Origin of the sequence: Reichenbachiella sp. (genome assembly GCF_965233835.1) — a bacterium.
Classification (GTDB): Bacteria; Bacteroidota; Bacteroidia; order Cytophagales; family Cyclobacteriaceae; genus Reichenbachiella.
Genome location: NZ_OZ247585.1, coordinates 1644561 through 1669931 on the forward strand (window position 1 = coordinate 1644561; position 25371 = coordinate 1669931).

The 25371-nt window shown below is 42.0% G+C and carries 20 protein-coding genes; 16 read left to right on the forward strand and 4 right to left on the reverse strand.

Annotation, left to right across the window (positions count from 1 at the left end; all coding sequences use genetic code 11):
* Nucleotides 1–343 precede the first annotated feature (343 nt).
* The 10 genes from ACO6S2_RS07175 to thrC all read left to right on the forward strand — a co-directional run bounded on the left by ACO6S2_RS07175 (nt 344) and on the right by thrC (nt 13264).
* Complete coding sequence (locus ACO6S2_RS07175) at nt 344–1234, forward strand: branched-chain amino acid transaminase (protein ID WP_422361816.1); 891 nt, start codon at nt 344–346, stop codon at nt 1232–1234.
* A gap of 120 nt (nt 1235–1354) precedes the next feature.
* Nucleotides 1355–3025: a dihydroxy-acid dehydratase gene (ilvD, locus tag ACO6S2_RS07180; RefSeq protein ID WP_422361817.1), complete on the forward strand. Its 1671-nt coding sequence runs from the start codon at nt 1355–1357 to the stop codon at nt 3023–3025.
* 81 nt (nt 3026–3106) lie between these two features.
* Nucleotides 3107–4846, forward strand: coding sequence for a biosynthetic-type acetolactate synthase large subunit (ilvB, locus tag ACO6S2_RS07185; RefSeq protein WP_422361818.1), 1740 nt, complete (start codon nt 3107–3109; stop codon nt 4844–4846).
* Nucleotides 4847–4851: 5 nt separating this feature from the next.
* On the forward strand, nt 4852–5412 hold the full coding sequence (gene ilvN, locus ACO6S2_RS07190; protein WP_422361819.1) for an acetolactate synthase small subunit: 561 nt from the start codon (nt 4852–4854) through the stop codon (nt 5410–5412).
* A 79-nt stretch (nt 5413–5491) separates the two neighbouring features.
* Nucleotides 5492–6817: a pyridoxal phosphate-dependent aminotransferase gene (locus ACO6S2_RS07195; RefSeq protein WP_422361820.1), complete on the forward strand. Its 1326-nt coding sequence runs from the start codon at nt 5492–5494 to the stop codon at nt 6815–6817.
* A 10-nt stretch (nt 6818–6827) separates the two neighbouring features.
* The gene (gene ilvA, locus ACO6S2_RS07200) at nt 6828–8090 is read left to right on the forward strand and encodes a threonine ammonia-lyase IlvA (protein WP_422361821.1); all 1263 of its coding nucleotides are present in this window, start codon (nt 6828–6830) and stop codon (nt 8088–8090) included.
* 170 nt (nt 8091–8260) lie between these two features.
* Nucleotides 8261–10705 carry a bifunctional aspartate kinase/homoserine dehydrogenase I gene (thrA, locus tag ACO6S2_RS07205; protein ID WP_422361822.1) on the forward strand — a complete coding sequence of 815 codons (2445 nt, stop codon included), beginning with the start codon at nt 8261–8263 and terminating at the stop codon, nt 10703–10705.
* 3 nt (nt 10706–10708) lie between these two features.
* Nucleotides 10709–11632, forward strand: a complete 924-nt coding sequence (locus tag ACO6S2_RS07210) for a homoserine kinase (RefSeq protein ID WP_422361823.1) — start codon at nt 10709–10711, stop codon at nt 11630–11632.
* Nucleotides 11633–11636: 4 nt separating this feature from the next.
* Entirely contained in the window at nt 11637–11939 is a 303-nt protein-coding gene (locus tag ACO6S2_RS07215) for a DUF1330 domain-containing protein (RefSeq protein ID WP_422361824.1), read from the forward strand.
* 29 nt (nt 11940–11968) lie between these two features.
* Nucleotides 11969–13264, forward strand: coding sequence for a threonine synthase (gene thrC / locus ACO6S2_RS07220; protein ID WP_422361825.1), 1296 nt, complete (start codon nt 11969–11971; stop codon nt 13262–13264).
* A 21-nt stretch (nt 13265–13285) separates the two neighbouring features.
* Here thrC and ACO6S2_RS07225 read toward each other — a convergent pair whose 3' ends face one another.
* Together ACO6S2_RS07225 and ACO6S2_RS07230 are read right to left on the reverse strand one after the other, a co-directional pair.
* Complete coding sequence (locus tag ACO6S2_RS07225; RefSeq protein ID WP_422361826.1) at nt 13286–14404, reverse strand: fatty acid desaturase family protein; 1119 nt, start codon at nt 14402–14404, stop codon at nt 13286–13288.
* 152 nt (nt 14405–14556) lie between these two features.
* The gene (locus tag ACO6S2_RS07230; RefSeq protein ID WP_422361827.1) at nt 14557–16932 is read right to left on the reverse strand and encodes an ATP-binding protein; all 2376 of its coding nucleotides are present in this window, start codon (nt 16930–16932) and stop codon (nt 14557–14559) included.
* A gap of 177 nt (nt 16933–17109) precedes the next feature.
* On the opposite strand from ACO6S2_RS07230, the gene ACO6S2_RS07235 reads away from it, so the two are divergent.
* The 4 genes from ACO6S2_RS07235 to ACO6S2_RS07250 are packed head-to-tail and all read left to right on the forward strand — an operon-like array spanning nt 17110 to nt 20487.
* Nucleotides 17110–17724: an RNA polymerase sigma-70 factor gene (locus ACO6S2_RS07235; RefSeq protein WP_422361828.1), complete on the forward strand. Its 615-nt coding sequence runs from the start codon at nt 17110–17112 to the stop codon at nt 17722–17724.
* Between the two features lie 33 nt (nt 17725–17757).
* Nucleotides 17758–18744: a FecR family protein gene (locus ACO6S2_RS07240; RefSeq protein WP_422361829.1), complete on the forward strand. Its 987-nt coding sequence runs from the start codon at nt 17758–17760 to the stop codon at nt 18742–18744.
* Nucleotides 18728–19081, forward strand: a complete 354-nt coding sequence (locus ACO6S2_RS07245) for a hypothetical protein (protein ID WP_422361830.1) — start codon at nt 18728–18730, stop codon at nt 19079–19081. Before ACO6S2_RS07240 ends, ACO6S2_RS07245 begins: the two co-directional genes overlap by 17 nt.
* Nucleotides 19078–20487 (forward strand): LA_2272 family surface repeat-containing protein, encoded by a 1410-nt coding sequence (locus tag ACO6S2_RS07250; protein ID WP_422361831.1) that lies wholly within the window; start codon nt 19078–19080, stop codon nt 20485–20487. The genes ACO6S2_RS07245 and ACO6S2_RS07250 overlap by 4 nt, the downstream gene beginning before the upstream one ends.
* A gap of 22 nt (nt 20488–20509) precedes the next feature.
* On the opposite strand, the gene ACO6S2_RS07255 is transcribed toward ACO6S2_RS07250, so the two are convergent.
* Nucleotides 20510–21799, reverse strand: a complete 1290-nt coding sequence (locus ACO6S2_RS07255) for a 3-phosphoshikimate 1-carboxyvinyltransferase (RefSeq protein ID WP_422361832.1) — start codon at nt 21797–21799, stop codon at nt 20510–20512.
* Between the two features lie 217 nt (nt 21800–22016).
* Here ACO6S2_RS07255 and ACO6S2_RS07260 point away from each other — a divergent pair, with 217 nt between their 5' ends.
* Entirely contained in the window at nt 22017–22196 is a 180-nt protein-coding gene (locus ACO6S2_RS07260) for a hypothetical protein (RefSeq protein WP_422361833.1), read from the forward strand.
* A gap of 73 nt (nt 22197–22269) precedes the next feature.
* Here ACO6S2_RS07260 and aroB read toward each other — a convergent pair whose 3' ends face one another.
* Nucleotides 22270–23316: a 3-dehydroquinate synthase gene (gene aroB, locus ACO6S2_RS07265; protein ID WP_422361834.1), complete on the reverse strand. Its 1047-nt coding sequence runs from the start codon at nt 23314–23316 to the stop codon at nt 22270–22272.
* 109 nt (nt 23317–23425) lie between these two features.
* On the opposite strand from aroB, the gene ACO6S2_RS07270 reads away from it, so the two are divergent.
* Nucleotides 23426–25366, forward strand: coding sequence for a YgiQ family radical SAM protein (locus ACO6S2_RS07270; protein WP_422361835.1), 1941 nt, complete (start codon nt 23426–23428; stop codon nt 25364–25366).
* The last annotated feature ends 5 nt before the right edge of the window (nt 25367–25371 follow it).

A 25371-nucleotide genomic window follows, 5' to 3' on the forward strand; every position in this document is an offset into this window, starting at 1 on the left:
GAATTCGAAAGAACAACAAAGATGAAGAACATTATTGTCATAGCATTAGCGATTATTACCGAGGTCACAGTCACCTCAGGTCGGGAATGATATGCAATAGTTTAAAAAGATATTCTAAAGCGTCATTCCCAACAGGATGGCGCTTTTTTTATACCCAAATGTTGACCCAAAAAATGATAACGACTATCGTCACAGTATTAGCCATCGTGATTATTACCATTATTGGTGATACGTGAGAAAGGTATATAAGAACTAAAAAGATTCTAAAGCCTTTCTCCACTGAGAAAGGCTTTTTTTATGACTAGAGTCAAACAAAAGAAATTATTAACTAAAGAGACAGACTATGTATTACAACGAAAACTCGATCCTTTTCCTAGATGGACAGTGGGTAAAAGCATCAGAAGCAAAAGTTGACTTGTTTAGCCAGACCATGCATTATGGCAATGGCGTCTTCGAAGGGATTCGATCTTATGCGGGAGCAGCAGGACCGAATGTATTCAAGGCCAAGGAGCATTTCGAAAGACTAAAGTACTCAGCAGATAAGATGGGTATCAAAATCAGCCAGTCCGTCGATGAATTAGTCAAAGTCTCTTACGAATTGTTGGATAGAAATGGATTGAGCAATGCTTATATCCGCCCTATGGTTTACCTCGGCGCCAACATGAAATTACTCTCGTGTGGAGAAGTTCATATAATGATGGCGGCTTGGGATTGGCCTCCTTACTTGGGAGACGAAGCCCTGAAAGTTATGATTTCGTCGATCGAACGACCAAATCCCAAGTCGATCCCAGTAGATGCGAAGGTGACAGGCAACTACACCAATTCTATCATGGCGTCTAACGAAGCCAAGAGAAATGGATATGATGAAGCGTTGTTGCTCGATTCAGAAGGATATGTAGCTGAAGGTTCAGGTCAAAACTTCTTCTTCGTGAAGGATGATGTGATCTATACGCCACCACTCGGCAATATTCTTCCTGGAATCACCAGAGCCACCATCATCGAGTATGCTATGGAATTGGGCTATCCGGTGGTTGAAAAATTGTTTAAGCCTGAAGAAATGAAGGGTGCTGAAGTAGCCTTCTTCACTGGAACAGCTACAGAAGTAGCGAGTATAGCTTCTATCGATGACATGGAATTCAAAACGGATTGGAAAGAAACAGTCGCCTATGATTTGTTTCTCATGTACCGTCAGCGAGTAAGCAACGCAGAACTAAGTGAATTCACCTTGGTTTAAAGAATAGCCAAGATTAAAGAACCAAGAAAGAAGACAGAATTACAAAATAGAAATAAGGACATCAATTGAGTCAGGAATCAAATCTTGGTTCTTGACTCTTGAGTCTAACATCCGAATAACATGAGTTTAAATAAATACAGCAAAACGATCACACAAGACCCCTCACAGCCAGCTTCACAGGCACAATTGTATGCCACTGGCTTGAGTGAAGACGATATGAAAAAAGCACAAGTTGGGATCGTGAGTACGGGGTTCGAAGGCAACCCGTGTAACATGCACCTCAACATCTTGTCGCACCAAGTGAAAAAGGGTGTTCGTGAGGCTGATCTAGTAGGGTTGATCTTTCATACAATCGGTGTGAGTGATGGAATTTCCAATGGAACCACAGGGATGAAGTACTCTTTGATTTCGAGAGACATCATTGCGGATTCTATTGAGACAGTGGTCAATGCACAATTTTATGATGCTGTAGTACCTGTAGTAGGGTGTGATAAAAATATGCCGGGCTCTATCATCGCCTTGGGCCGATTGAATAGACCGGGATTGATGGTTTATGGTGGAACGGTGAAACCTGGAAAGTGGAAGGGTGAAGACTTGAACATCGTTTCGGCCTTTGAGGCCTATGGTCAGAAACTAGCCAACAATATTTCGGATGAAGACTATAGTGGAATTATCAAAAATTCTATTCCTGGTCCAGGTGCTTGTGGAGGTATGTACACGGCTAATACCATGTCGTCAGCGATCGAAGCTATGGGTATGAGTTTGCCATCTTCTGCTTCTAACCCTGCTGAAAGTGAAGATAAAAAGCAAGAGACCTATAGAGTAGGTCAGGCAGTTAGACACTTGTTGGAGCAAGACTTGCGTCCGAGAGATATCATGACAAAGGAAGCATTCGAGAACGCCATCCGAATCATTATGATTTTGGGTGGTTCTACCAATGCAGTGCTTCATTTAATTGCTATGGCGAAGTCAGTGGATGTACCTATCGGATTGGACGACTTTCAGCGTATTTCTGACAGCACGCCGTTCATCGCTGATTTGAAGCCAAGTGGAAAATACTTGATGGAGGATCTGCACTACATAGGTGGAGTTCCTGCGGTAATGAAAGCATTGTTGCAAGAAGGTTACTTGCACGGCGACTGTATGACCGTGACGGGTAAGACTTTAGCAGAGAACATTGAAAAAGGTCCATCCTTGAAAGAAGGGCAAAAAATCATTCATTCATTCTCAGACCCAATCAAACAATCTGGTCATTTACAGATTCTATACGGAAACTTGGCGCCAGAGGGGTCAGTTGCAAAGATTACTGGAAAAGAAGGCGAGTACTTCGAAGGCCCAGCCAGATGTTACGACGATGAGTTTGAGGCGATCGAAGGCATCGGTAAAGACGTGAAAAAAGGAGAAGTGATTGTAATCAGACAGTCGGGACCGAAAGGCGCTCCTGGAATGCCAGAAATGCTAAAACCTACAAGTGCCGTGATGGGTGCCGGATTGGGTAAGGATGTGGCATTGATTACGGATGGTAGATTCTCTGGTGGATCCCATGGATTTGTGGTGGGACACGTTACTCCAGAATCGCAAGAAGGCGGACCACTCGCATTGGTGAAAGATGGAGACATCATCAGTATCGATGCAGTGAAGAACGAAATGAATTTGAAAATTTCTGACGAAGAAATGGCGAAACGAAAAGCAGAGTGGAAACAACCTGCCTACAAAGCCGATAAAGGGATTTTAAGAAAATATATCAATCAAGTAGCATCAGCTTCAGAAGGCTGTGTAACTGACGAATAACCTAAACATGAATGAAGAGCCAAGAATCAAGAACCAAGATAAAATCTTGACTCTTGATTCTTGCATCTAAAATCTATCAAAATGAATACATCGACACTAGAATTGGAAGAGAAACCAAAACAAGGTATGAAAAGATTGACAGGTTCTCAGGCATTGCTTGAGTGCTTGCTTGCCGAAGGAGTGGAGACACTTTTCGGATATCCAGGTGGAGCCATCATGCCAGTCTATGATGAATTATATAAATACGCAGATCGACTAAATCATATTTTGGTTCGTCATGAGCAGGGTGCTGCACATGCAGCGCAAGGATTTGCACGAGTCAATGGACAAACAGGTGTATGCATGGCCACTTCTGGGCCAGGAGCTACTAATTTGATTACTGGTATTGCTGATGCTCAGATCGATTCTACACCAATGGTGGCTATTACGGGTCAGGTGTTTTCTCACTTATTGGGTACAGATGCTTTTCAGGAAACAGATGTCATAGGTATTTCTATGCCAGTGACGAAATGGAATTTTCAGGTGACTAAAGCCGAAGAAATTCCTCAAGCGATTGCCAAGGCATTTTATATCGCTAATACCGGGCGTCCGGGTCCAGTTTTGATCGATATCACTAAGGATGCTCAGATCACTGAATTTGATTTTCCAGTGTATGAAAAGTGTACGAAAATAAGAAGTTATCATCCCTTTCCAATATTGGAAAAATCGAAGGTAACGGCTGCGGCTGAGTTGATCAATCAGGCCAAAAAACCACTGATGCTAGTGGGACACGGCGTTTTAATTTCTCAAGCCCAAAGTGAATTGTTGGCTTTCGCCGAAAAGGCAGAGATTCCGATGGCTTCTACTTTGCTAGGCCTATCCGCAGTGCCTAATAAACACCCCCTATATGTGGGTATGCTCGGCATGCACGGCAATTATGGGCCAAATTTAAAAACCAATGAAGCCGACGTGATTATAGCTGTTGGCATGCGATTCGATGATCGTGTGACGGGTGACTTGAGTAGATATGCTAAACAAGCCAAAATCGTCCATATTGAAATCGATCCTGCTGAAGTGGATAAGAATGTAAAGGCGGATGTGGCTATCGTGAGCGATGCTAAAGCAGCCTTGATTCAACTAGAAAAGGAGATTGCATCAAATACCCATAAGAAATGGCTACAAGAATTTGCGGAATGCGACGCCAAGGAATTTGAGAAAGTAGGCAAACTTGATCTTCATTCTGAAAAAGAAGAGATCAAAATGGCTGAGGTGATCAAAATGATTTCAGATCAGACCAAAGGAAAAGCCATTGTAGTGACCGATGTAGGGCAGCATCAAATGATTGCGAGCAGATATTATGCTTTCGACGATACGAGGTGTAATGTAACATCGGGAGGCTTGGGTACAATGGGATTCTCATTGCCAGCGGCAATGGGTGCTAAAGTGGCTCGTCCAGAAAAACAAGTGATTGCGGTGATCGGTGATGGTGGGTTTCAAATGACGATCCAGGAGTTAGGTACGATTTTCCAAAGTAATATTGGAGTGAAAGTGTTGATTTTGAACAATCAGTTTTTGGGTATGGTGAGACAGTGGCAAGAAATGTTTTTTGACAAAAGATACGCGCATACAGAAATGGTGAACCCAGATTTTCAGATGATATCCAAGGGATATGGGATACCTTGTAATAAGGTGACCGACCGCGATGAACTGGCTGTGGCAGTAGATGTTTTCTTGGAGCACGAAGGGCCTTATCTGCTAGAAGTGTGTGTAGAGCAAGAAGGAAATGTATTCCCAATGGTTCAAACCGGAGCATCTGTATCAGAAGTAAAATTGGAAAACTAGAATTCATGGAACAAGAAAAACAATATACCATATCGGTATTGACCGAAGATAGAGCAGGTTTACTCAATCACCTGACGGTTGTATTAAACCGAAGAAAGATAAATATTGATTCTTTAAATGTTTCTACTACCGAAGTGGCTGGAATCAGTCGGTTCACCATCGTGATTACGACCACCAGAGACCAAGCGGACAACTGCTGTAAACAATTCAGAAAGTTGATCGAAGTATTGGGAGCCTTTGTCTATGAAGAAGGTGAAATCTATTATCAGGAGATTGCACTTTATAAAGTGCCTACTACCGTTTTCCTAAATGGAAACAAGATTGAGACTTTGGTAAGAAACAACGGCGCCAGAATTTTGGTGATCGAAGAAGATCATATCGTCATTGAAAAAACAGGTCACATTGAAGAGACCCACGATCTGTACAAAAAACTAGAGCCATTAGGCTTGTTAGAGTTTGTGCGATCTGGCCGGGTGGCCATTTCCAAATCCAAGCGTAAGACTGAGGCTTACATCAAGGAATTGGAAGAGACCAAATCGAATCAGTTGAGTATAAAAGACTATTAAGAGACATTAGATATTAGTATTTAGATCCTAGAGCGAGTGGTCTAAATACTAACGTCTAACTACTAAATACTGCAAAGCCATGCGCCAAGTACTACTACATGAAGGATCGAGCCAGCTGGACTATGAAATCAGAGACATAGTCAAGAAAGCGGAAGCCCTACAAGCACTGGGTCAGCGGATCTATTGGGAGAACATAGGAGACCCGATATTGAAGCATGCGGTGGTGCCAGCTTGGATCAAGGAAATTTTGACTGATTTGGTCAATGACAACAGCACGTATGGTTATTGCCATTCGAAGGGCGTGTTGGAGACCCGTCAGTATCTGGCAGAAAAGAATAACAGAAAAAACGGTGTTCAAATCACTGCTGATGATGTATTGTTTTTCAATGGATTAGGAGATGCTATTGGTAAGCTGTATCAGTTCTTGAATCCCTATTCAAGAGTGATTGGCCCATCGCCAGCTTACTCCACACACTCGGCATTAGAGGCAGCACACTCCAACAAAGAACCGCTTACCTACAATCTGGATCCGGAAAACAACTGGTACCCAGACTTGGACGACTTGCGTCTGAAGGTGAAGTACAATCCGAATATTGTAGGCATTCTAATCATCAATCCGGATAACCCGACTGGTATGGTTTATCCTGAAGAGTACTTGGTGAAAATTGTAGAAATTGCAAAAGAGTTCAACCTCTTTATCGCAAGTGATGAAATCTATACCAACATCATCTACAACAATACCAAGACTAAGGCTTTGTCTGAAGTGTTAGGCGATGTGCCAGGAATAGCCCTGAAAGGTATATCCAAGGACTGCCCATGGCCAGGCAGCCGATGTGGCTGGATGGAGTTTTACAACAGAGAAGCCGACGAAGAATTCAACAAGTATTGTGCTACGCTAGAAAATGCGAAGATGGTTGAGGTTTGCTCCACCACGCTTCCGCAAAAAGCATTGCCCTTGATTCAAGAGCATCCAAAATATCAAGAGTATCTGGCGCTAAGGAGAAATGAGATAGCCGAGCGCAGCGAGATTATCTCTCAATATTTGAAGGACTTACCTTATGTGACTTTCAATAAAACGAATGGTGCTTTTTACAACACCATCGTCTTTAAAGATGGCGTATTGAGTAATAATCAGAGCTTACAAATTGAGAACCCTGATGTGAGGGAGCTGGCGGATGCTTGGGTGGAGCGCATAGGTGAACCAGACAAGCGATTTGTTTATTACTTATTGGCAGCAAAGGGAGTATGTGTGGTTCCGCTATCTTCTTTTCAATCTGAATTAAGAGGGTTTAGAATCACGTTGCTTGAAGAAAATAAAGAGGTCTTGCATGAGACTTTTAGTAAGATAGCAGATGCCATCAATGAATTTTGTACCTCTGATGTGAACGAAGAAGTGGTCGTATAAAGAAAGAAGAATGGAAGTGGAAGAATTGATGATACCGTCTTACGAAGGCATACAAGCGGCCAAGGTGAAGCTCAACAATGTGGTGGTACGAACCCCGTTGATGAAAAACTTCAATTTCTCAGAAAAGTATGAAGCCAGTGTTTCATTCAAGAGAGAAGACCTGCAAGCCGTGCGATCCTACAAAATTCGTGGAGCTTATCATAAAATTTCCTGTCTCGATGAGCAGGAAAGAGCCAACGGTATCGTTTGTGCTAGTGCTGGTAATCATGCTCAAGGTGTAGCTTATTCTTGTCAGAAGTTGGGTATTAAAGGCACGATCTTCATGCCGAGTGTAACGCCCAAGCAGAAGATTGGTCAGGTACGTATGTTTGGTAAAGATAAGGTCGAAGTAGTACTCACGGGAGATACTTTCGATGATGCCTACAACGAAGCCATGGCTTTTTGTGATGAACACAAAGCCACTTTTGTACATCCATTCGATGACGAAAAAGTTATCGAAGGACAGGGCACGGTAGCACTGGAAATATTGGAAGACGCTGATGGGCCTATTGATTATCTCTTTGTTCCGATCGGTGGCGGAGGGTTGGCAGCGGGTGCGATCACAGCACTCAGAACTTTGTCGCCTAATACCAAGATTATTGGTGTGGAGCCGACGGGTGCCCCAGCCATGAAAGATTCCCTTGCTCAAGGAACGAATGTTCTTTTACCTAAAATCGATACCTTCATAGACGGTGCCGCGGTACGCCAAGTCGGAGCGAAAACTCTAGAGATTTGTAAAGAAGGGTTGGATGACATCATCTTGGTGCCTGAGGGCAAAGTGTGCTCGATGATCTTACAGCTCTATAATCAAGAGGCCATAGTAGTAGAGCCCGCTGGTGCTTTGAGTTTGGCCGCCTTGGATTTTTATGAAGACAAAATCAAAGGCAAAAACGTGGTCTGCGTGATCAGTGGCAGCAACAACGACATTACCCGAACAGAAGAGATTAAAGAACGGTCCTTATTGTATGAAGGCATCAAACATTATTTCATCATTCGTTTTCCGCAAAGGGCTGGAGCGTTGAGAGAATTTTTGACCGAAGTACTTGGACCAGGAGATGATATTGTTCATTTCGAATATTCGAAAAAGAACAGCAGAGAGAAAGGTCCGGCATTGATTGGGATTGAATTGCAGAATAAAGAAAGCCTTCAGGGTTTGTTTGAAAAATTGGAAGCCAAAAGTTTTGTCTTCGAATACCTCAATGAGAAGCCTGATTTGATGCAGTACCTTGTTTAATAACCTAATGAGCCAATGAAATAATGAACACTGACACATTATTCATTGGTACATTAAGACATTAACTCACCGAACCGGAGCCTAGTTTGTAATAGGCAAAAGTTCAAAACTTAAATAAACAATAAGAGTGAAGCCTTGAATCTTGACTCTTGAATCTTAAATCATAAAAAATGAAAGTGTTGAAATTTGGAGGTACATCCGTAGGTACCCCGGATAATCTGAGAGTGGTAAAGGATATCTTATCCAATGGAAAAAATGAAAAACAAGTTTGTGTAGTATCTGCCTTCGGTGGAGTGACCAACTTGCTCCATGAGTGTAGTGATTTGGCCGCGGCTGGTGACGAAGGTTACCAGGAACTATTAACCAAAATAGAAGAGAGACATTTAGATACAGTAAAGGATCTCCTTCCAGTAAAGAGCCAGTCTGGCACACTTAGTAAAACCAAAATCTTATTGAACGACCTGGAGGATATCATGAAAGGTATTTTCTTAATTGGCGAATTGTCACCAAGATCTTTGGATCGCGTACTGGGAATGGGCGAGACGCTTTCGTCCAATATCATTGTCGATTTCTTGAATGCAGAAGGATTGATAACAGACTGGGGCAACACGGGGGGCATGATCAAAACAGATAGCACTTTCAACAATGCAATCGTAGATTTTGAGGCTACTAATAAAAAAATCAAAGACTTCTTTAAATTATCGGCTGATTTGGTGATTTGCCCAGGTTTTGTGTCTTCCAACGAAGACAACGTAAACACCACCTTGGGTCGAGGAGGATCAGATTATACGGCGGCAATTTTAGCTGCTGCACTAGAAGTAGATACTTTCGAAATCTGGACAGACGTAAGCGGCATGATGACTTCCGACCCGCGGGCCGTGTCGTCAGCACATCCTATCGAGAAGATTTCTTATCAGGAAGCCATGGAGCTGTCGCATTTTGGTGCGAAGGTGATCTATCCACCTACCATTCAGCCAGCGTTGGATAAGAACATTCCAATTAAGATTAAAAACACCTTCAAGCCGGAAGACGCAGGTACGACCATTAGCGCTGATGCGAATGGTACCAAGCAGTTTGTGAAAGGTTTGTCAAGTGTGAAAAACATTGCCTTGCTCAACTTGTCAGGTAGTGGCATGATCGGCATCCCTAAATTTTCATTTAGGCTCTTTAAGGCCTTGTCTGAAGCCAAGGTGAACGTAATCATCATCACTCAGGCTTCGTCTGAGCACTCGATATGTGTAGGTGTAGATGGTAGTGACGTGGAGGCGAGTAGAGCGGCAATCGCTGAAGAGTTTCAGTTTGAGCTTAGCCTGAAGAAGGTTAACCCACTGGAGGTAGAAGAAAACCTGGCCATTGTGGCATTGGTGGGTGACAAGATGCGAGACCATGTGGGTATCAGTGGACAAATGTTTGCCGCGCTGGGTGAGAATGGTGTGAACATCAAAGCTATTGCGCAGGGTTCCTCTGAAAGAAATATCACCGTAGTGATTCAAGAGCGTCATCTAAAAAAGTCGCTCAATGTATTGCACGAAAGTTTCTTCTTGTCCGAAAAGAAAAGAATCAACTTGTTCTTGGTCGGAATTGGCAATGTGGGCGGTACGCTCATAGATCAAATTGCCAAACAAAGAGATTACCTGAGCGAAAATGAGCATGTTGATTTGCGAATCGTCGGCTTGGCCAATAGTAAGAAAATGTGCTTTGATCAGGACGGTATTGACTTGTCAAAATGGAAAGATCTGCTAGTAAGCAGTGACTTGAAAATGGACAATGAAGCTTTCATCCAATCCATTCAAGACATGAATTTGCGAAATAGTGTGTTCGTGGATAATACGGCTAGTGCAGACATCGCCGGGCTGTACAACGGCATTCTGAGCAAAAACATTTCGGTAGTCACGCCAAACAAGATTGCTTGCGCTTCTTCTTATGAAAATTATCAGGAGCTCAAAAACACGGCACGTGAATACAAGTCGAAGTTCTACTACGAAACCAATGTAGGTGCTGGCCTTCCCGTCATCACCACTCTCCAAGATCTGATCAAGAGTGGAGACAAGGTAAAGAAAATTGAAGCCGTGCTTTCAGGGAGCTTGAATTTTATATTCAACAACTTCAAGCCGGGAGTGAAATTCGTAGACATCGTAAAACAGGCTGGCGATGAAGGGTACACCGAACCAGATCCGAAGATAGATTTGAGCGGAGTGGATGTGATGCGAAAGATTTTGATTTTGATCAGAGAGTGCGGCGTAGAAGCTGAACTGGCTGACATTACGGCTGATTCTTTTATTCCTGAGGATTGCATGAGTACCAAAACCAATGAGGAATTTTATGCCAAGTTGGAGGAACATGAAGAACACTTTCAGTCTTTGGTGAAAAGTGCTGAAGACAACGACGCTCGGCTGAAAGTAGTTGCAACTTACGACAACGGAAAAGCATCTGTTGGATTAAAGGAAATTACCAAATCGCATCCTTTTTATATTCTGGAGGGTAGTGATAATATTGTATTGTTCAATACCAACAGATACGATGATCAGCCCTTGGTGATCAAAGGTGCTGGAGCGGGTGCTGCAGTCACTGCCATGGGTATATTTGCCGACATCATGCGAATTGCAAATAGCTAAACTATGCCTGACAAAATAAAAATATTTTCTCCTGCCACCGTTGCCAATGTGGGCTGTGGATACGACGTCCTTGGCTTCGCATTAGATGGGGTTGGTGAAGAAATGGAAGTCTCCAAAAGAGACGATGGTAAATTGGTCATTGAAGAAATTATTGGATTTGACTTACCGAAAGACCCTACCGTAAATACCGCAACTGTGGCGGCTCAAGCACTTTTGGATGCCGCAGGTAGCAAACAAGGGTTTTCCGTTACCATCAAGAAAACCATCAATCCTGGTAGTGGAATGGGTACCAGTGCTTCAAGTTCAGCGGGCGGCGTGTTCGCTGTCAATGAGTTGCTTGGTAAACCGTTTTCAGCTGCTCAATTGGTAGAGTTTGCCATGGAGGGAGAAAAGGCCGTGTCTAAAAAAGCGCACGCCGACAATGTAGCGCCAAACTTGTTAGGAGGGTTCACTCTCGTTCGTAGCTATGATCCGCTAGATATATTAGAGCTGCCAGTGCCAGAGGAGCTGTTTGTTACTGTGGTACATCCACAAGTAGAGGTGAAAACCACTGATGCGAAGAAGATACTGAAGAAGCAAGTGGACCTGTCTACAGCAGTCCAGCAATGGGGCAATGTGGGGGGATTGGTGTCTGGACTGTACGAGTCGGACTACGAGCTCATCGGGCGTTCCATGGTAGATGTGATTGTAGAACCTATTCGCAAGATTTTGATTCCACTCTATGATGAGGTCAAATCACAGGTCTTGAAAGAAGGTGCTTTGGGTTGTAGTATAGCAGGTTCTGGGCCTTCGATCTTTGCGTTTAGTAAAGGTGAAGAAACGGCTCTGAAGATTAAAAACATCATGCAAACTAAATACGACGAGGTAGGCATATTGGCTTATACTTATATGTCGGCGATTGGAAAAAAAGGAGTAAGAACCATTTAATACCATGTTGTATATCACTCAACTTATCTATGTAAAACAGGGGAAGGAAGATGTTTTTCAAGAGTTTGAAAATCAGGCGATTCCCTTGATGGAAAAGTATACAGGAAAGCTGATTCAGAGATTAAGACCAGAGGTAAGTGCTTACGTGGACGGTGAGGATCAAAAGCCTTATGAAATTCATATCATAAGTTTTGATTCTGAGGATAAGTTGAAAGAATTTATGAAAGACGATACTCGTCTAAAATTCAAGCATCTGAAGGATGAATCAGTAGAGTCCATTCTGATGTTCAAAGGAGAAAAAATGTGATCCATTTTGGATTGATTAGTTAGAAGACAATGAAATATTACAGTACCAATAAGCAAGTCCCAGAAGTAAGTTTTGAAAAAGCCATTTTCCAAGGCCTACCTGATGACAATGGCTTGTACATGCCGAAAGAGATCAAACAGTTGCCTGCTGAATTCTTTGAAAAAATTCATGACATGCCGCTGCACGAAATCGCCTATCAGGTAGCGAAGTGTTTTATCGAAGATGAAATTCCTGAAAAGGACTTGAGACAAATCGTAGAAGGTACTTTGGCTTTTGACCTGCCACTCGTAGAGGTAGAGGACAATGTTTATGCCTTAGAATTGTATCATGGGCCTACTTGTGCATTCAAGGATGTGGGGGCAAGATTCCTAGCCAGATGTTTGAGTTACTTTTCAAGACAAAGCGACAAGAAGGCGACCATCTTAGTAGCCACCTCAGGCGATACAGGTAGTGCTGTAGCTAGTGGTTTCTTGGGTATGAAAAACATCAATGTGGTCATCCTTTACCCGAAAGGGAAAATAAGTAAGATTCAAGAGCAGCAGCTGACCACGCTTGGCGAAAATATTACGGCATGTGAAGTAGAAGGCACTTTCGACGATTGTCAGAAAATGGTCAAAGATTCATTCCTTAATCTGGAATTGAAAGAAAAATACAATTTGACTTCTGCCAACTCCATCAACATGGCACGATTGGTTCCGCAGTCATTTTATTACTTCTGGACCTACGCCATGCTGGGGGAAGACAAAGATTTGGTGGTCTCTGTTCCGAGTGGAAACTATGGTAATCTAACCGCTGGATTACTCGCCAAGAAAATGGGCTTGCCCATCAAGCAATACATAGCTTCGGCCAATGCCAATGATATCGTACCCGCCTACCTGAGATCAGGGAATTTCGAACCAAGAAGATCAGTTGAAACTATTTCCAATGCCATGGATGTGGGCAATCCGAGCAACTTCTATCGCATGAATGATTTGTTTGGGGCTGATGTAGAAACATTCAGAAATGAGCTAAAGGGTTACACTTACTCAGATGAGGAAACCAGCCAAACCATCAAACAAGTTTATGGAGGTACCGGCTATCTTCTCGATCCACATGGTGCTGTGGGGTACTTGGGGCTGAAGGACTATTTGAAAGACCATGAAGGAATCGGTGTATTTTTAGAAACGGCTCACCCTGCCAAGTTCTTGGATGTGGTCGAACCAATTATCAATGAAAAGGTCGAGATTCCACAAAGACTTCAGGATTACATCGACAAAGAAAAAGTAGCCATAGAAATTGAAGCCGACCTTGAACAGTTAGAAGAAGTGCTGAAGAACCTTGAGTAAACCTAAAGTAAGCTTTTGGTATTAAGCCTTTGCCATAAAGAATGCGGGCTGTCCAGCGTATTCCTCATGTTTTCCGAGTTGTTTCAGCATGTGAAAGTGACTAGCTACTGCATCACCAAAGGAGTCTACCGCATAGTATGGTAGCCCAAATTCTTTAGTGGTTTGTTGTACAATTGGAGCAATGGCAGGATAATGCACATGACAAATATCCGGAAATAGATGATGTTCCACCTGAAAATTCAAACCACCGACTAACCAGCTCAGTACTTTGTCGTTCATACCGTAGTTGCATGTGGTGAGCAACTGATGTGCTGACCAGCTATGGTCAACTTCTTCACCTTCTATTTCATAGAACGCGGCTGAAGGTACTACATGTGCAGTCTGAAAAATCATGGCCAACATGATGCCTGTTACCCCACTAGAAACTAAAATCATAACCAAAGTAATCCAAGCAGGGATTGGAATGACGAGCATGGGCACTGCTACGAAGAATATGTAGTAGAAAAATTTTCGAAGTACAATCGCGGCAAATTCTTTTCTGAATTCAGCACCAGGTTTGATCAAGCGCATTTTTTTGTAATCAAAAGCCTTTAAAAAATCTTTGGTGGTCAGCCATTCCAAAAGTGGAACGCAGTAAAATATAGGTGCATAAATATGTTGAAATCTATGGAACCACTTTTTAGGCTGATGGTTTGAAAATCGGAATACAAAACGGGGTAGGATGTCTTCGTCAGTATGCTCTATATTGGTGTATGTGTGGTGGATTACATTGTGCTGTATTTTCCAAATCAAGGAGTCTACACCAATGATCATGGCCGACAATCCCATCCAAAAGTTTACCTTCTTATTGTTGGAATATGAACCGTGTAAAGAATCATGCATCACGGCGGTACCAATAAAGGCTTTGCCAAGGCCCATGATCACCCAAAGCCCCATAAGTATCGGCAGACTGGTAATTCCAGAAAAAACAAGAATAAAGAAGGGGATTAGATACCAAGAAAACAAGCAAATGGATTTGATGACCATCGTGGAATTCGCATCCCTTTTTAAATTGTTTTTTTGAAAGTAACTATTGACTCTTGTTCGTAGGGTGGCTGTAAATTCTTGATCCTGTTTTTTAGAGAACTTATATCTGATCATAGCTGCTTAACTTTTCTTTGGTTAGGTTGAAAAACTTGCCATTATGGCAACCAAGGAAAAATCTTTCCGTAGTCCAATCGACAAATCTAATCAGAATTGAGCGATCTGCCTAATATGAAGCAATGAGCAGTATGATTTAAGTCAGGACGCTTTTAGTTATTCTCTTCGTTAATCTTTCCTTTCATGAGGTCGACCTGTAGTGTAAGTATGAAGGCTGTACCTACACCCACTTTGCTTCTGACGTCTATGTGACCTCGGTGAGTTTTTATGATATCCGTAGTAATAGACAGTCCCAGGCCAGTTCCTTTGCCAGATTCCTTTGTCGTGTATAGTGGTTCAAAGATTTTCTTTCTCACTTCTTCGCTCATTCCACTACCACTATCTTGTACGATCGCTCTAACAAATTTTCCATCAATGTTTTGAAGCATAATTTTGATCCAGCCTTCCCCTTCTATAGCATCGGAGGCATTTCCAATAAGGTTAATGAAGATTTGATTCAGTTGTCCTGGGAAACAATCAATAGATGGAATGTCTTTCCCATACTCTTTGATGATCTGAATCCTTCCTTTGTATTTAGATTTAGAGATAAGCAAAGCGGATTCAATAATATCATGAAGTTGAGCTTTTTTGAACTTTTTCTCATCCTTTCTTGAGAAGATTCGAAGTCCGTCCACGATTTCTGTTATCCGGCTGGCACCAAATTTCACATCTCCTAGCAAATCGGCAGTATCTTTTTTGAGTACTGAAACGCTCTGATTTTCTGACTTGTGAATGTTGTAGTTACTTTTGATTTCGTCCAGATCATTCAACTGAATGATTTGTTCAAATGTGCTTAATGTATCAAAAGCCTCAGAAATGTTTTCTTCCAAAATTTGAAGTCCATTGGATACAAAACTGATTGGGTTATTTACCTCGTGAGCAATTCCAGCAGTAAGCATACCAAGTGCCGACATTTTTTCAGCCTGAATTAAATTGGCTTGCGTTCTCTTTAGCTCATCATGAGCTTTATGCAGCTTGGCATTTTTTTCCATGATGGTGCCATTACTGAGTTGTAGTTCAACATTTCGCTGGTGAATAGTTGCCTGCTGAGATTTTAGTAACTTGTTGAGCTTTCTAATCCTTACATATTCTACACCTAAAATGATGGCAATAAGAAGAAATGCACCACCGATAATTAGATAGATCTGTTGTCTCTTTTCGCTGATTTCAGCTTGTTGCTCTAGAATGAGTTTTTCTTCCTCAGCCACTTTAAGTTCCAATTGGTGTCTGATTAGGCTTTCTTTGTATCTGAGAATCTCAGCCTGACGTTCGGTACTTTCGAATTCGTGTTGCGCTACCATCAAATCCTGATGGATATACTCTGCTTCAAGAGCAGTGTGACCAAGCTCTCTATTGCCCACCAGTGCTTCATGCTCCAAGTTTTTTAACCGTGCTATTTCATCTTGCAAAATTTCCTCTCGTTTAGTCTTTTCAGCCGCTTCCTTGGTGAGTTGTTCTTCTGTGATTATGGCTCTCGAAGTTTTTTCCAACTCCCGCGCCAAAATCTCAGCTTCTTCAAGATCGTCTGGATGATAGGTGGTCTCGGCCGGAAGCCTGCTTTGGAGAGTGCTAAATCTGTTTTTATATCGATTAGATTCCGTTTGGTTTCCTAGTGCTTCATAAGTCTGTGCAAGGAATTCATAAGTTTGAGCCAATATTTTGTTACCGGACTGACCGGACTGGCCAATTGTTTCAGCTTGCTTTAGTGCCTCTAGAGCTTCGTTGTTTTCTCCTGTGTTAAGGTAGAGTGCGGCCATTCTGTTGTATGCATTAGCGGCCATTTGCTCACTTCCACCCTCGGTTTCAATCAGTGATAGATAGGATTTCCCAGTAGTAATACCCTTTTTACTGTCTTTGGTTTTTTGATAAACTTCCAATAAACCATCATGTGAGATTAGCTTAAAATAGGCCAGATTGTCTTTTTCAGCAAGTGCTAATAAAGACTTGTATGAAGATAGTGCATTTTTTAGATCATTGGCAGTCAGGTGGTTGAGACTGGCTGCAGCCTTTACTTCAATCATGCCCAATTCGTAGTCGATTTTGTTGAATTGATCATAGGCAATGGCGTAGGTTTCATTTGCCTTGGTGAAGGCTCCCATATGAGAATAAATATTAGCCAGAGATAGGTACCCATTTGCAGACACGCTATAGTTATTGACCTTCTCTGCCTGCATGCTCATTTCTAAAAAAATGTGAATGGCCTTTTGAAAATCATTTTGGGTTAGATAAACCTCTCCAATGAGATTTTTAGCTTCCCATACCTTTTGTGTGTCTCCATTTTTCTCGGCCAGATTTAAAGCAGCTTGTGCTTGACCGAGTGAAGCACTAAGATTTTTACGATTCAGATTACTCTTGGCATTTGAAAGTAAAATACCGATTCTTTCCTGATCTCTATCGCTTCTGTTTTGTGCAAGACCTGCTGATGCCCAAAGTATTAAGACCAAGGAAAACAGAGATAAATATCTTGATTTTGAAGGAAGTAAATTCATACAGGATTTAGATAAGTAGAATATTTGTTTTGTCCAAAATATGGTTGCACCTGACCAATCAGTTCAAACTAAGCTACTGAAATCATGCAATTCGCCAAAAAAAAATATACGAAAAGAATGGATAATTATAATTATGCGCTTCTAAGGCTCTAAAAGTGAGGATAATCGCTGTGTTTATTGTCAAATCTTGATACTTTCGTCGAGTTGTTGAAAATTGATTTGGAAATCACTAAAAACATCACCGATCTATCAAACGAAAACACCTTCGAAAAGGTGTTTAAGGCCTATTATCATCAACTTTCAGCTTTTGCTTACCAATATGTGGAAAGTCATGAGGTAGCTGAAGAGATTGTTCAAGACACCTTTACTAATGTCTGGTCTAAATCCGATCAAATAGAAATTAAAACTGCTGTAAAGTCTTATCTCTATGGGGCGGTCCGTAATGCCTGTCTGAACTATATCAAGCACAAAAAAATAGTGCGGAGGTATGAAGAACAAGAACAATGGAAATCAGAAGGCTTCGAAACAGACTTTTTAGAATTAGATGAACTCCAAAGAGAAATAGATGATGGGTTGGCTCAATTACCAGAAAAATGTCGCCAAATTTTTGAGATGAGCCGCTTTGAGGAAAAAAAATATAAAGAGATAGCCGAAGAACTGGGGTTGTCCATCAAGACGGTAGAAAATCAAATGGGAAGGGCCTTGAAGGTGATGAGGTCTGCTTTGAGTCGACACTTGCCAAGCTTCATTATTGGGTTTATTTCTGTACTTCAAAAAAACTTGTGGGGGTAAAATGAGAGATAGTTGTCCACATTCTAAGAGAAAATGAGCGAGAAAAACAGACATAGCGTTTCTGAGGAGTTGTTGTTCAGATATTTCATGAACGAGGTTAGTCCTGACGAACAGGACATGGTATTGTCATGGAGGGCTGAGTCTGGTGAGAATTTAGAGGAATTTGAACGAGTGCGAATTTTCTTTTTGGATGCGAAGGCGATCAATAGTATTGAAAAAGACACTGGGAACTATAATGTCCCGTTGGCGTGGAAGAAGTTTCAGCAGGTAAATAAAGTACATCAGAGAATTAGTTTTACTTGGTTGAAAGTAGCGGCCTCAATTTTATTGATCCTTGGAGCAGGCTGGTTTGTATATGAGTCTAATCAGGTAGAGACACTTGAGTTAGTGGCGCAAGAAGATCTGCAGGCCATAAAGCTCGTTGATGGTTCAAAGATCTCGTTGAATGAAGGTAGTCAGCTGATTTATCCAGACAAATTTAAAGGTGGAAACCGAAAGGTCGAACTTAAAGGAGAAGCCTATTTTGAGGTAGCTCACAATCCAAAACAGCCTTTCTTAATAGAAACTGACGAGGTAAAGGTTCAAGTATTAGGCACAAAATTTAATGTCAACAATGCTAATAAAGACAGTGTGGTGGTCAGTGTGGATAGTGGAAAAGTGCGAATGAGTGTAGGTGGAAAAGAGGAAATACTTACGGCAGGGTACCGTGGAGTTTATTACAGAAGTACTGAATTACTTATCAAGATCGAAACGGCCAAAACAGGCATGCATAACTATTGGAGAACTAAAACCCTGGCCTTCAAAGGAGCTACTGTATCGGAGGCCATTGATGCCATACAAAAGGTCTATGGTGTGGAACTGAAACTATCAAATCCCAATATCGCTAATTGCAAGATCAACGTTGATTTTGAAGATGAAGAGATCGAGCATGTTTTGGAAATTATAGGTGAAACCTTGAATCTGGTTTGGTCCAATCAAGGAGATTCCTACTTATTAGCTGGCTATGGCTGTCCACAGTAACATATTATTGGTACTAATTTTCATTGGTGGATCCTATTTGTCTAAAGCGCAGGAACTTTCCCAACAGCCTATTGCCATCCAGCTCAAGAATGTGACTTTAAAGCAGGCCTTGGAGAAAATTAATGCTTTGGAAGATGTGAAATTGGCTTACAATCCAGATCAAATCCCAAGTGACAAAATGGTTGATCAGTCCTTCGAGGAGGAGCCTCTTGCTAAGGTTTTAGAAGTTCTGCTTGGATCAGATTTTCACCTTAAGTTCAGAGGTAGCTACGTCATCATTCAACCAAAAAAGAAGACCGAAAAAAAAAAGCACCCGATTAAGCTCTCGGTTCAGTGAAAGATGCGGAGACGGGAGAGGTGATCCAGGATGCTACGATCTATGAGGTGAATCAACTGGATGCCACACTCACCAATACCAGAGGAGAATTTGACCTTACCGTAAAGGCAAAAACAGACTATTTAACCTTCGCGATTAGCAGAGAGAATTATCAGGATACAATCATTCAGGTATCTAGCATTTCTGAAATGTCAGTTTCGCTAAAGCCAATTAAAAAAGAAAAAAGAAGCCTTTCGAGTCGATTTGAAATAGAGACAAAAAAACTGGTGAAATTCTTCACCCCTGATGAATCAAGGCGAAATGCTAAGAATGTAACCATGGAAGAAGATCGATTTTTCCAATTTTCTTTAGTCCCGATGGTAGGAACTAATGGAAAGTTGAGTGGCCAAATTCGAAACAACCTTTCAGTGAATTTGTTGGCAGGATATGCTTATGGTGTGAATGGAGTTGAATTGGGTGGTTTTTATAATATTGACCGAAGAGAGATGAAGGGCGTTCAAATCGGAGGCTTCGGCAACGCTGTAGGAGGAGAATCGCATGGTGTGCAATTGGCTGGATTTCTCAATACCACCAAGGGGTATACTAACGGTGTGCAGGCAGCTGGATTTCTCAACATAGTTACAGATGATGTCAAAGGAGTGCAAGCTGCAGGCTTTGTAAATCTCTCCAAAAAGGTAGGAGGGGCACAAGTCGCAGGGTTTGTGAACCTGGCCACGAAAGAAGTGAATGGTTTCCAAGGAGCAGGTTTTGTTAACATGGCCAAATCGGCAAAAGGAGTTCAAACATCTGGATTTCTTAATTTGACTAACGAGGTTGATGGGGCTCAAATATCAGGATTTCTTAATATGACCAAGAAATTGAAAGGTGTTCAGATTGGAATCGTGAATATTGCGGATACGGTTGTTCATGGTGTACCTATTGGGCTGTTCAGTTTTGTGAAAAGTGGCTTGCATCAGTTGGCTATTGAGCATAATGAATTCATGCCCTATCATGTTGCGTTTCGTTCGGGGGTACATCAGTTTTATAGTGTGCTGTCAGCAGGTATAGATCCATCAAAAGACAATTTATGGCAATACGGTCTTGGATTTGGCTCTCAATTCAACCTGAAGAAAAAATGGTATGGAAATGTGGAATTGGTAGCACACAGCATACAAAATCCAGAACGAGATCAGCATAACGATGAGCTTAATTTGCTCAATCGTTTGAATCTTAATGTCGGATACCAAATTGGCAAACATCTTTCGATAAATGCGGGCCCTACATTGAATCTGTACTTAACCAAAGTTTACGATTCAAGTACAGATACCTATGGCGATCTTAACCAATCTGGTTTTTACGAATCAATTACTGATGACGGCTTACACCTGTCTGCCTGGGTGGGCTATGCGGCTTCAGTAAGGTTTTAATCTTCAGTCGAAATATTGGTTTCTACGAGTTGACCTGAACCCCTGCCATTTCCAAGTGCTCCCAATATTCAGGGTATGATTTTACCACTACTTCAGGCTCATGAATGAGGCAATCGAATTTCATAGCCAATGGAGCCAAAGCCATCGCCATACGATGATCGTCGTACGTATTGAACTCAATTACTTTTGTTACTTCTAACTTGTTCGGTGAAGTTAATATCCAAAGTCCATTATCATGTTCTTCCAGCTTAGCTCCAATCTTGCCAAGCTCAGCGGCCATGGCAGCCGTTCGGTCGGATTCTTTAATACGAAGGCTTTCAAGCCCCGTCATTTCCAAATCTACACCCAAAGCGGCTGCTGCAGCCATCACGGTTTGCGCCAAATCTGGGCAGGATTTGAAATCAATAATCAATTTGTCCTGGATATCCACTTTGCTAAGCGTTACCGTCTCACCATCAAAAGTTGATTTTACGCCCAATCCTTCCATGATATCTGCTATCGCGTGATCGCCTTGATTGGATCTAGCTCGTAAGCCTTTAAGACTGATTTGAGCCTCATCAGCCAAAGCAAATAAGCTGTACCAATAGCTGGCTCCAGACCAGTCCGATTCGATGGTGTAGCTATTGGATTGATATTGCTGAGAAGCTACAGTGATTTGATTGCCTTCGAACGAGCCTGAAACGCCAAAGTGTTTCATGAGGTTCAAAGTCATTTCGATGTATGGGCGACTGTATATTTCACCTTCCAAGGTAATTGTTAATCCTTCTGGAAGAGTAGGAGCTACCATCAAAAGAGCAGAAATATACTGACTGCTGATGTTTCCTGGTATTGTTAGTTGGTTAGTTTTTTGGTTACTGAATGGCTTGAAAAGTAGGGGAGGATATCCAACTTCCTCTTCATAGCTGATTTCAGCGCCAAGATCATTGAGTGCATCTACCAGCAAACCGATAGGCCGCTTACACATCCTTGGTGTGCCTGTGATACGCCTTTCTTTTTGGCCCATAGCTAAAAAGGCGGTCATGAACCTCATTACGGTACCAGCATCTAATACATCAAGTGTGTAGTCATCTGAAGCTAGCAATTTGGTCATTGTCACGGTATCACGCGCAGTCGATAAGTTTTTGAGTTCAGAAGAGCCACCGGCTAATTCGTTCAAAAGTAATGCACGATTGCTTTCACTTTTCGAAGAAGTCAATGGAACATCGAGGGATAATGTTGTTGTAGGTCTGCTTAATTTGATAGATCCACTCATGTTCTTTATAGCTTTTTTTGAAGATGCAATATTAAAGTCTAGGCAGGAATTTGAAGCCATTAGTCAGGATTTTAATTTGAATACAAGCGTACTTGCTTACAACTTAATTGAGGGTGAACAATCGACACTGCCCCTAAACCAAAGACTTAAACAAATCGATTGTTCATTTTCAATTTTGTAAATCTATTGTTCAGCTTATCCGTTGAAATAAATGAAGCAAAAACTTGAGGGATAAGGTCTTGAAAGTTGTTATTATAATAGGTCAGAGAATACAAAGATGAAGCAAAAAGTAAACAAAAAAAGAAAAGGAATTTTGAGCAAATTGGTTGCGGGGGCAACCGCAGGCGCAGCCGTTGGATTGGCGAGCTATTTATACCTGAAAAACGATAAAGTGGATACCAAGAAGGTAGATGACTTGATCGTTGCTGAAGATTCTAAAGCTGACCTTTTTGTCTAAGAGACAAGAAGTCAGCTCAAATCATTCTATTTTTTCTATTCTAATTTAGGTTCGTGTCCTCACGAAACGAATATTATCCTACCTGCTTATTAAAGTAAAACAGGCTATCGAGCATGTCCGGAGCTGAGATAGGTATGTTGACCTTGCACTTTCCAATTTCACTTAACAAGCTGAATTGTACCACACCCCCTTCGTTTTTCTTGTCCTGAAGTGTTAGTCCTATGATTTCATCAAATAGTGACTGGTCTATATTGGTCGGATTGTAAACTTTAATCAAATAGGCAGCAATTTCTTCTAGCTCCTTAGAATCGAGCCCTGTAAACTTATAAGACAAATAAGCTTCGCAAATCATTCCTACAGCTATGGCTTCACCATGGAGGAGTCTTTGGTCGCCTTTGTCAAGAAAATAAGACTCCACTGCATGCCCTATGGTGTGGCCAAAATTCAAGATCTTCCTTAAACCAGATTCAAAAGGATCTGCTTTCACCACTTCTTTCTTGATAGCTATAGAGCGGTCAACGAGTGCTGACCACTGTGCGCCTTCGAATCCCACGGAATGTACCTTTTGCCAATAATTTTTGTCGTAAATCAGTCCATGTTTAATGACTTCAGCAAATCCTGACCTAAGCTCGCGCTCCGGCAAAGTGGCATAAAAGCAGGTGTCGATCAAAACGTTTTGTGGTTCTGCAAAGAGACCGATATGATTTTTAAAGCCATGAAAGTCCACCCCCAACTTGCCGCCTACACTGGCATCAACCTGGGAAAGTAGAGTGGTTGGGATGTTAAGAAAATCCATGCCACGCTTGTAGGTACTGGCCACAAAACCACCCATGTCGCCAATCACGCCGCCGCCTAGGTTGATCACCAACCCTTTGCGGTCGAATCCAGCCTCTGTGAGTGCCATCCAAAGCTGCTCACAAGTACCTAGATGTTTGTTTTCTTCTCCACTATCAATCTTTAATAGAAAATGTTCTGGAAGTGCTTCAAGAACCAGTGGCAAGCAATGCTCTTCCGTGTTCTCGTCGCAGATCACAGCGACTTTACTATACTTTTTACCGGCAAGAAAATTACGGATACTTTGGGTAATGTCGTTCGTGATTTCTGTACGGTGATTTTCCATGGTTTTAGCTTGTAAGCGGCAAATGTAGTCGGGTCAATTTTAAATTCCATTTAAATGTATATCAAAAGCAATTTCATAGGGTTCATATCTTTTTCGCTAGCTTTGCAAAATGGCAGTGAGGCATGAATTAAAGGATTGGCTTCCAATAACTAAGAAAGAACTGGAAGCACATGGATGGGACGAATTGGATGTAGTGATTATATCCGGAGATGCCTATGTCGATCACCCTGCCTTTGGTGGAGCCGTTATTGGTCGTATCATCCATTCTGCTGGCTATCGTGTGGGCATTATCCCTCAGCCCAACTGGCAAGATGATCTGCGTGACTTTAAGAAATTTGGAAAACCGAAGTTGTTTTTTGGTGTGACCTCAGGCTGTATGGATTCGATGGTGAATCACTATACGGCGAACAAAAGAAAACGCTCCAACGATGCCTATACGCCAGGTGGGGATGCGGGATTTAGACCAGACTATGCGACTATTACTTATACCAAAATTCTGAAAGAATTGTATCCAGATGTGCCGGTAGTCATAGGTGGCGTGGAGGCAAGTCTTAGAAGAGTAACACATTACGATTATTGGTCAGACAAGCTGATGCCTTCTATTTTGGTAGATAGTGGAGCAGACTTGTTAGTCTATGGTATGGGTGAGCAGCCGCTTAGAGAGATTATGAATTTGTTGGGTAAGGGCGTGCCTTTTAACCAGCTCACCAATATTCCACAGACCAGTTACAAAGTGCCTCGGCAAGAAGAAGTACCTAAGCATAAAGACTGGAAAGACATTGTTCTTAATACGCATGAGAAATGTTTGCGAGACAAGAAATCTTATGCTTCCAACTTCAAATTTGTAGAGCAAGAATCAAATCGACTTCAGGCAGATAGAATTATACAAGCAGCAGCTGATTATCAGGTGGTGATTAATCCACCCTATTATACGATGACAGAGCAAGAAATTGACCAGTCATTCGATATGAATTACACACGACTGCCACATCCAAAATACAATAAGCGCGGACCCATACCTGCTTACGAAATGATCAAGTTTTCGATCAACATGCATCGCGGTTGTTTTGGAGGATGCAGCTTTTGTACGATCTCTGCGCATCAGGGTAAGTTCATTGCCAGTAGAAGTCAGGAGTCGATTATGAAAGAAGTGGATCAGGTGACCAAGATGCCTGATTTCAAAGGGTATATTTCTGATCTTGGTGGACCATCCGCCAATATGTATGGTTTGAAGGGCAAGGTCCAGGAAATCTGCGATCGGTGCGTAAGTCCCTCATGTATTCATCCGGTGATATGTAGTAATCTGGATACGGATCATAGCCAGATGACAGAGCTGTATCGAAAGGTAGACAAGCACCCAAGCGTGAAGAAAGCATTTGTCGGTAGTGGTATTCGATACGATCTACTCACCAAGAGCTATAATAAGGACGCAAACGATAGCATAGATGAGTATATGGAGCAGCTCATTACTAGACATGTTTCTGGTCGTTTGAAGGTGGCTCCTGAGCATACAGCTGACGATACGCTGAAAATCATGCGTAAACCGTCGTTCAAGCACTTCCATGAATTCAAAAAGAAATACGATAAGATCAACGAAAAGCATCAACTCAATCAGCAGTTGATACCTTACTTTATCTCTAGTCACCCCGGGTGCAAAGAGGAGGATATGGCGAACCTAGCAGCGGAAACCAAAGACATGGGATTTAGGCTAGAGCAGGTGCAGGATTTTACGCCTACCCCGATGACGGTGGCCACTGTGATTTACTATTCCGGTTATCACCCCTATACCATGCAGAAACTATTTACGCCGAAATCTGAGAAGGAAAAGCGCAATCAGCACATGTTTTTCTTTTGGCATAAGAGTGAATACCGAAACAGAATCAAGGATAAGCTGCAAAGCAAAGGCAGAGAAGATTTGATTGAAAGGCTGTTGTATAGCCGCCCAGAGAAAAAGCAGTTTGCGCATAAAAATAATGACGGAGGCAAACCGAAAGCCTTTGGGAAGAATAAATTTTCGGGTAAGCGATCTGGGAAGAGTAGGAGACGGTAATTAAG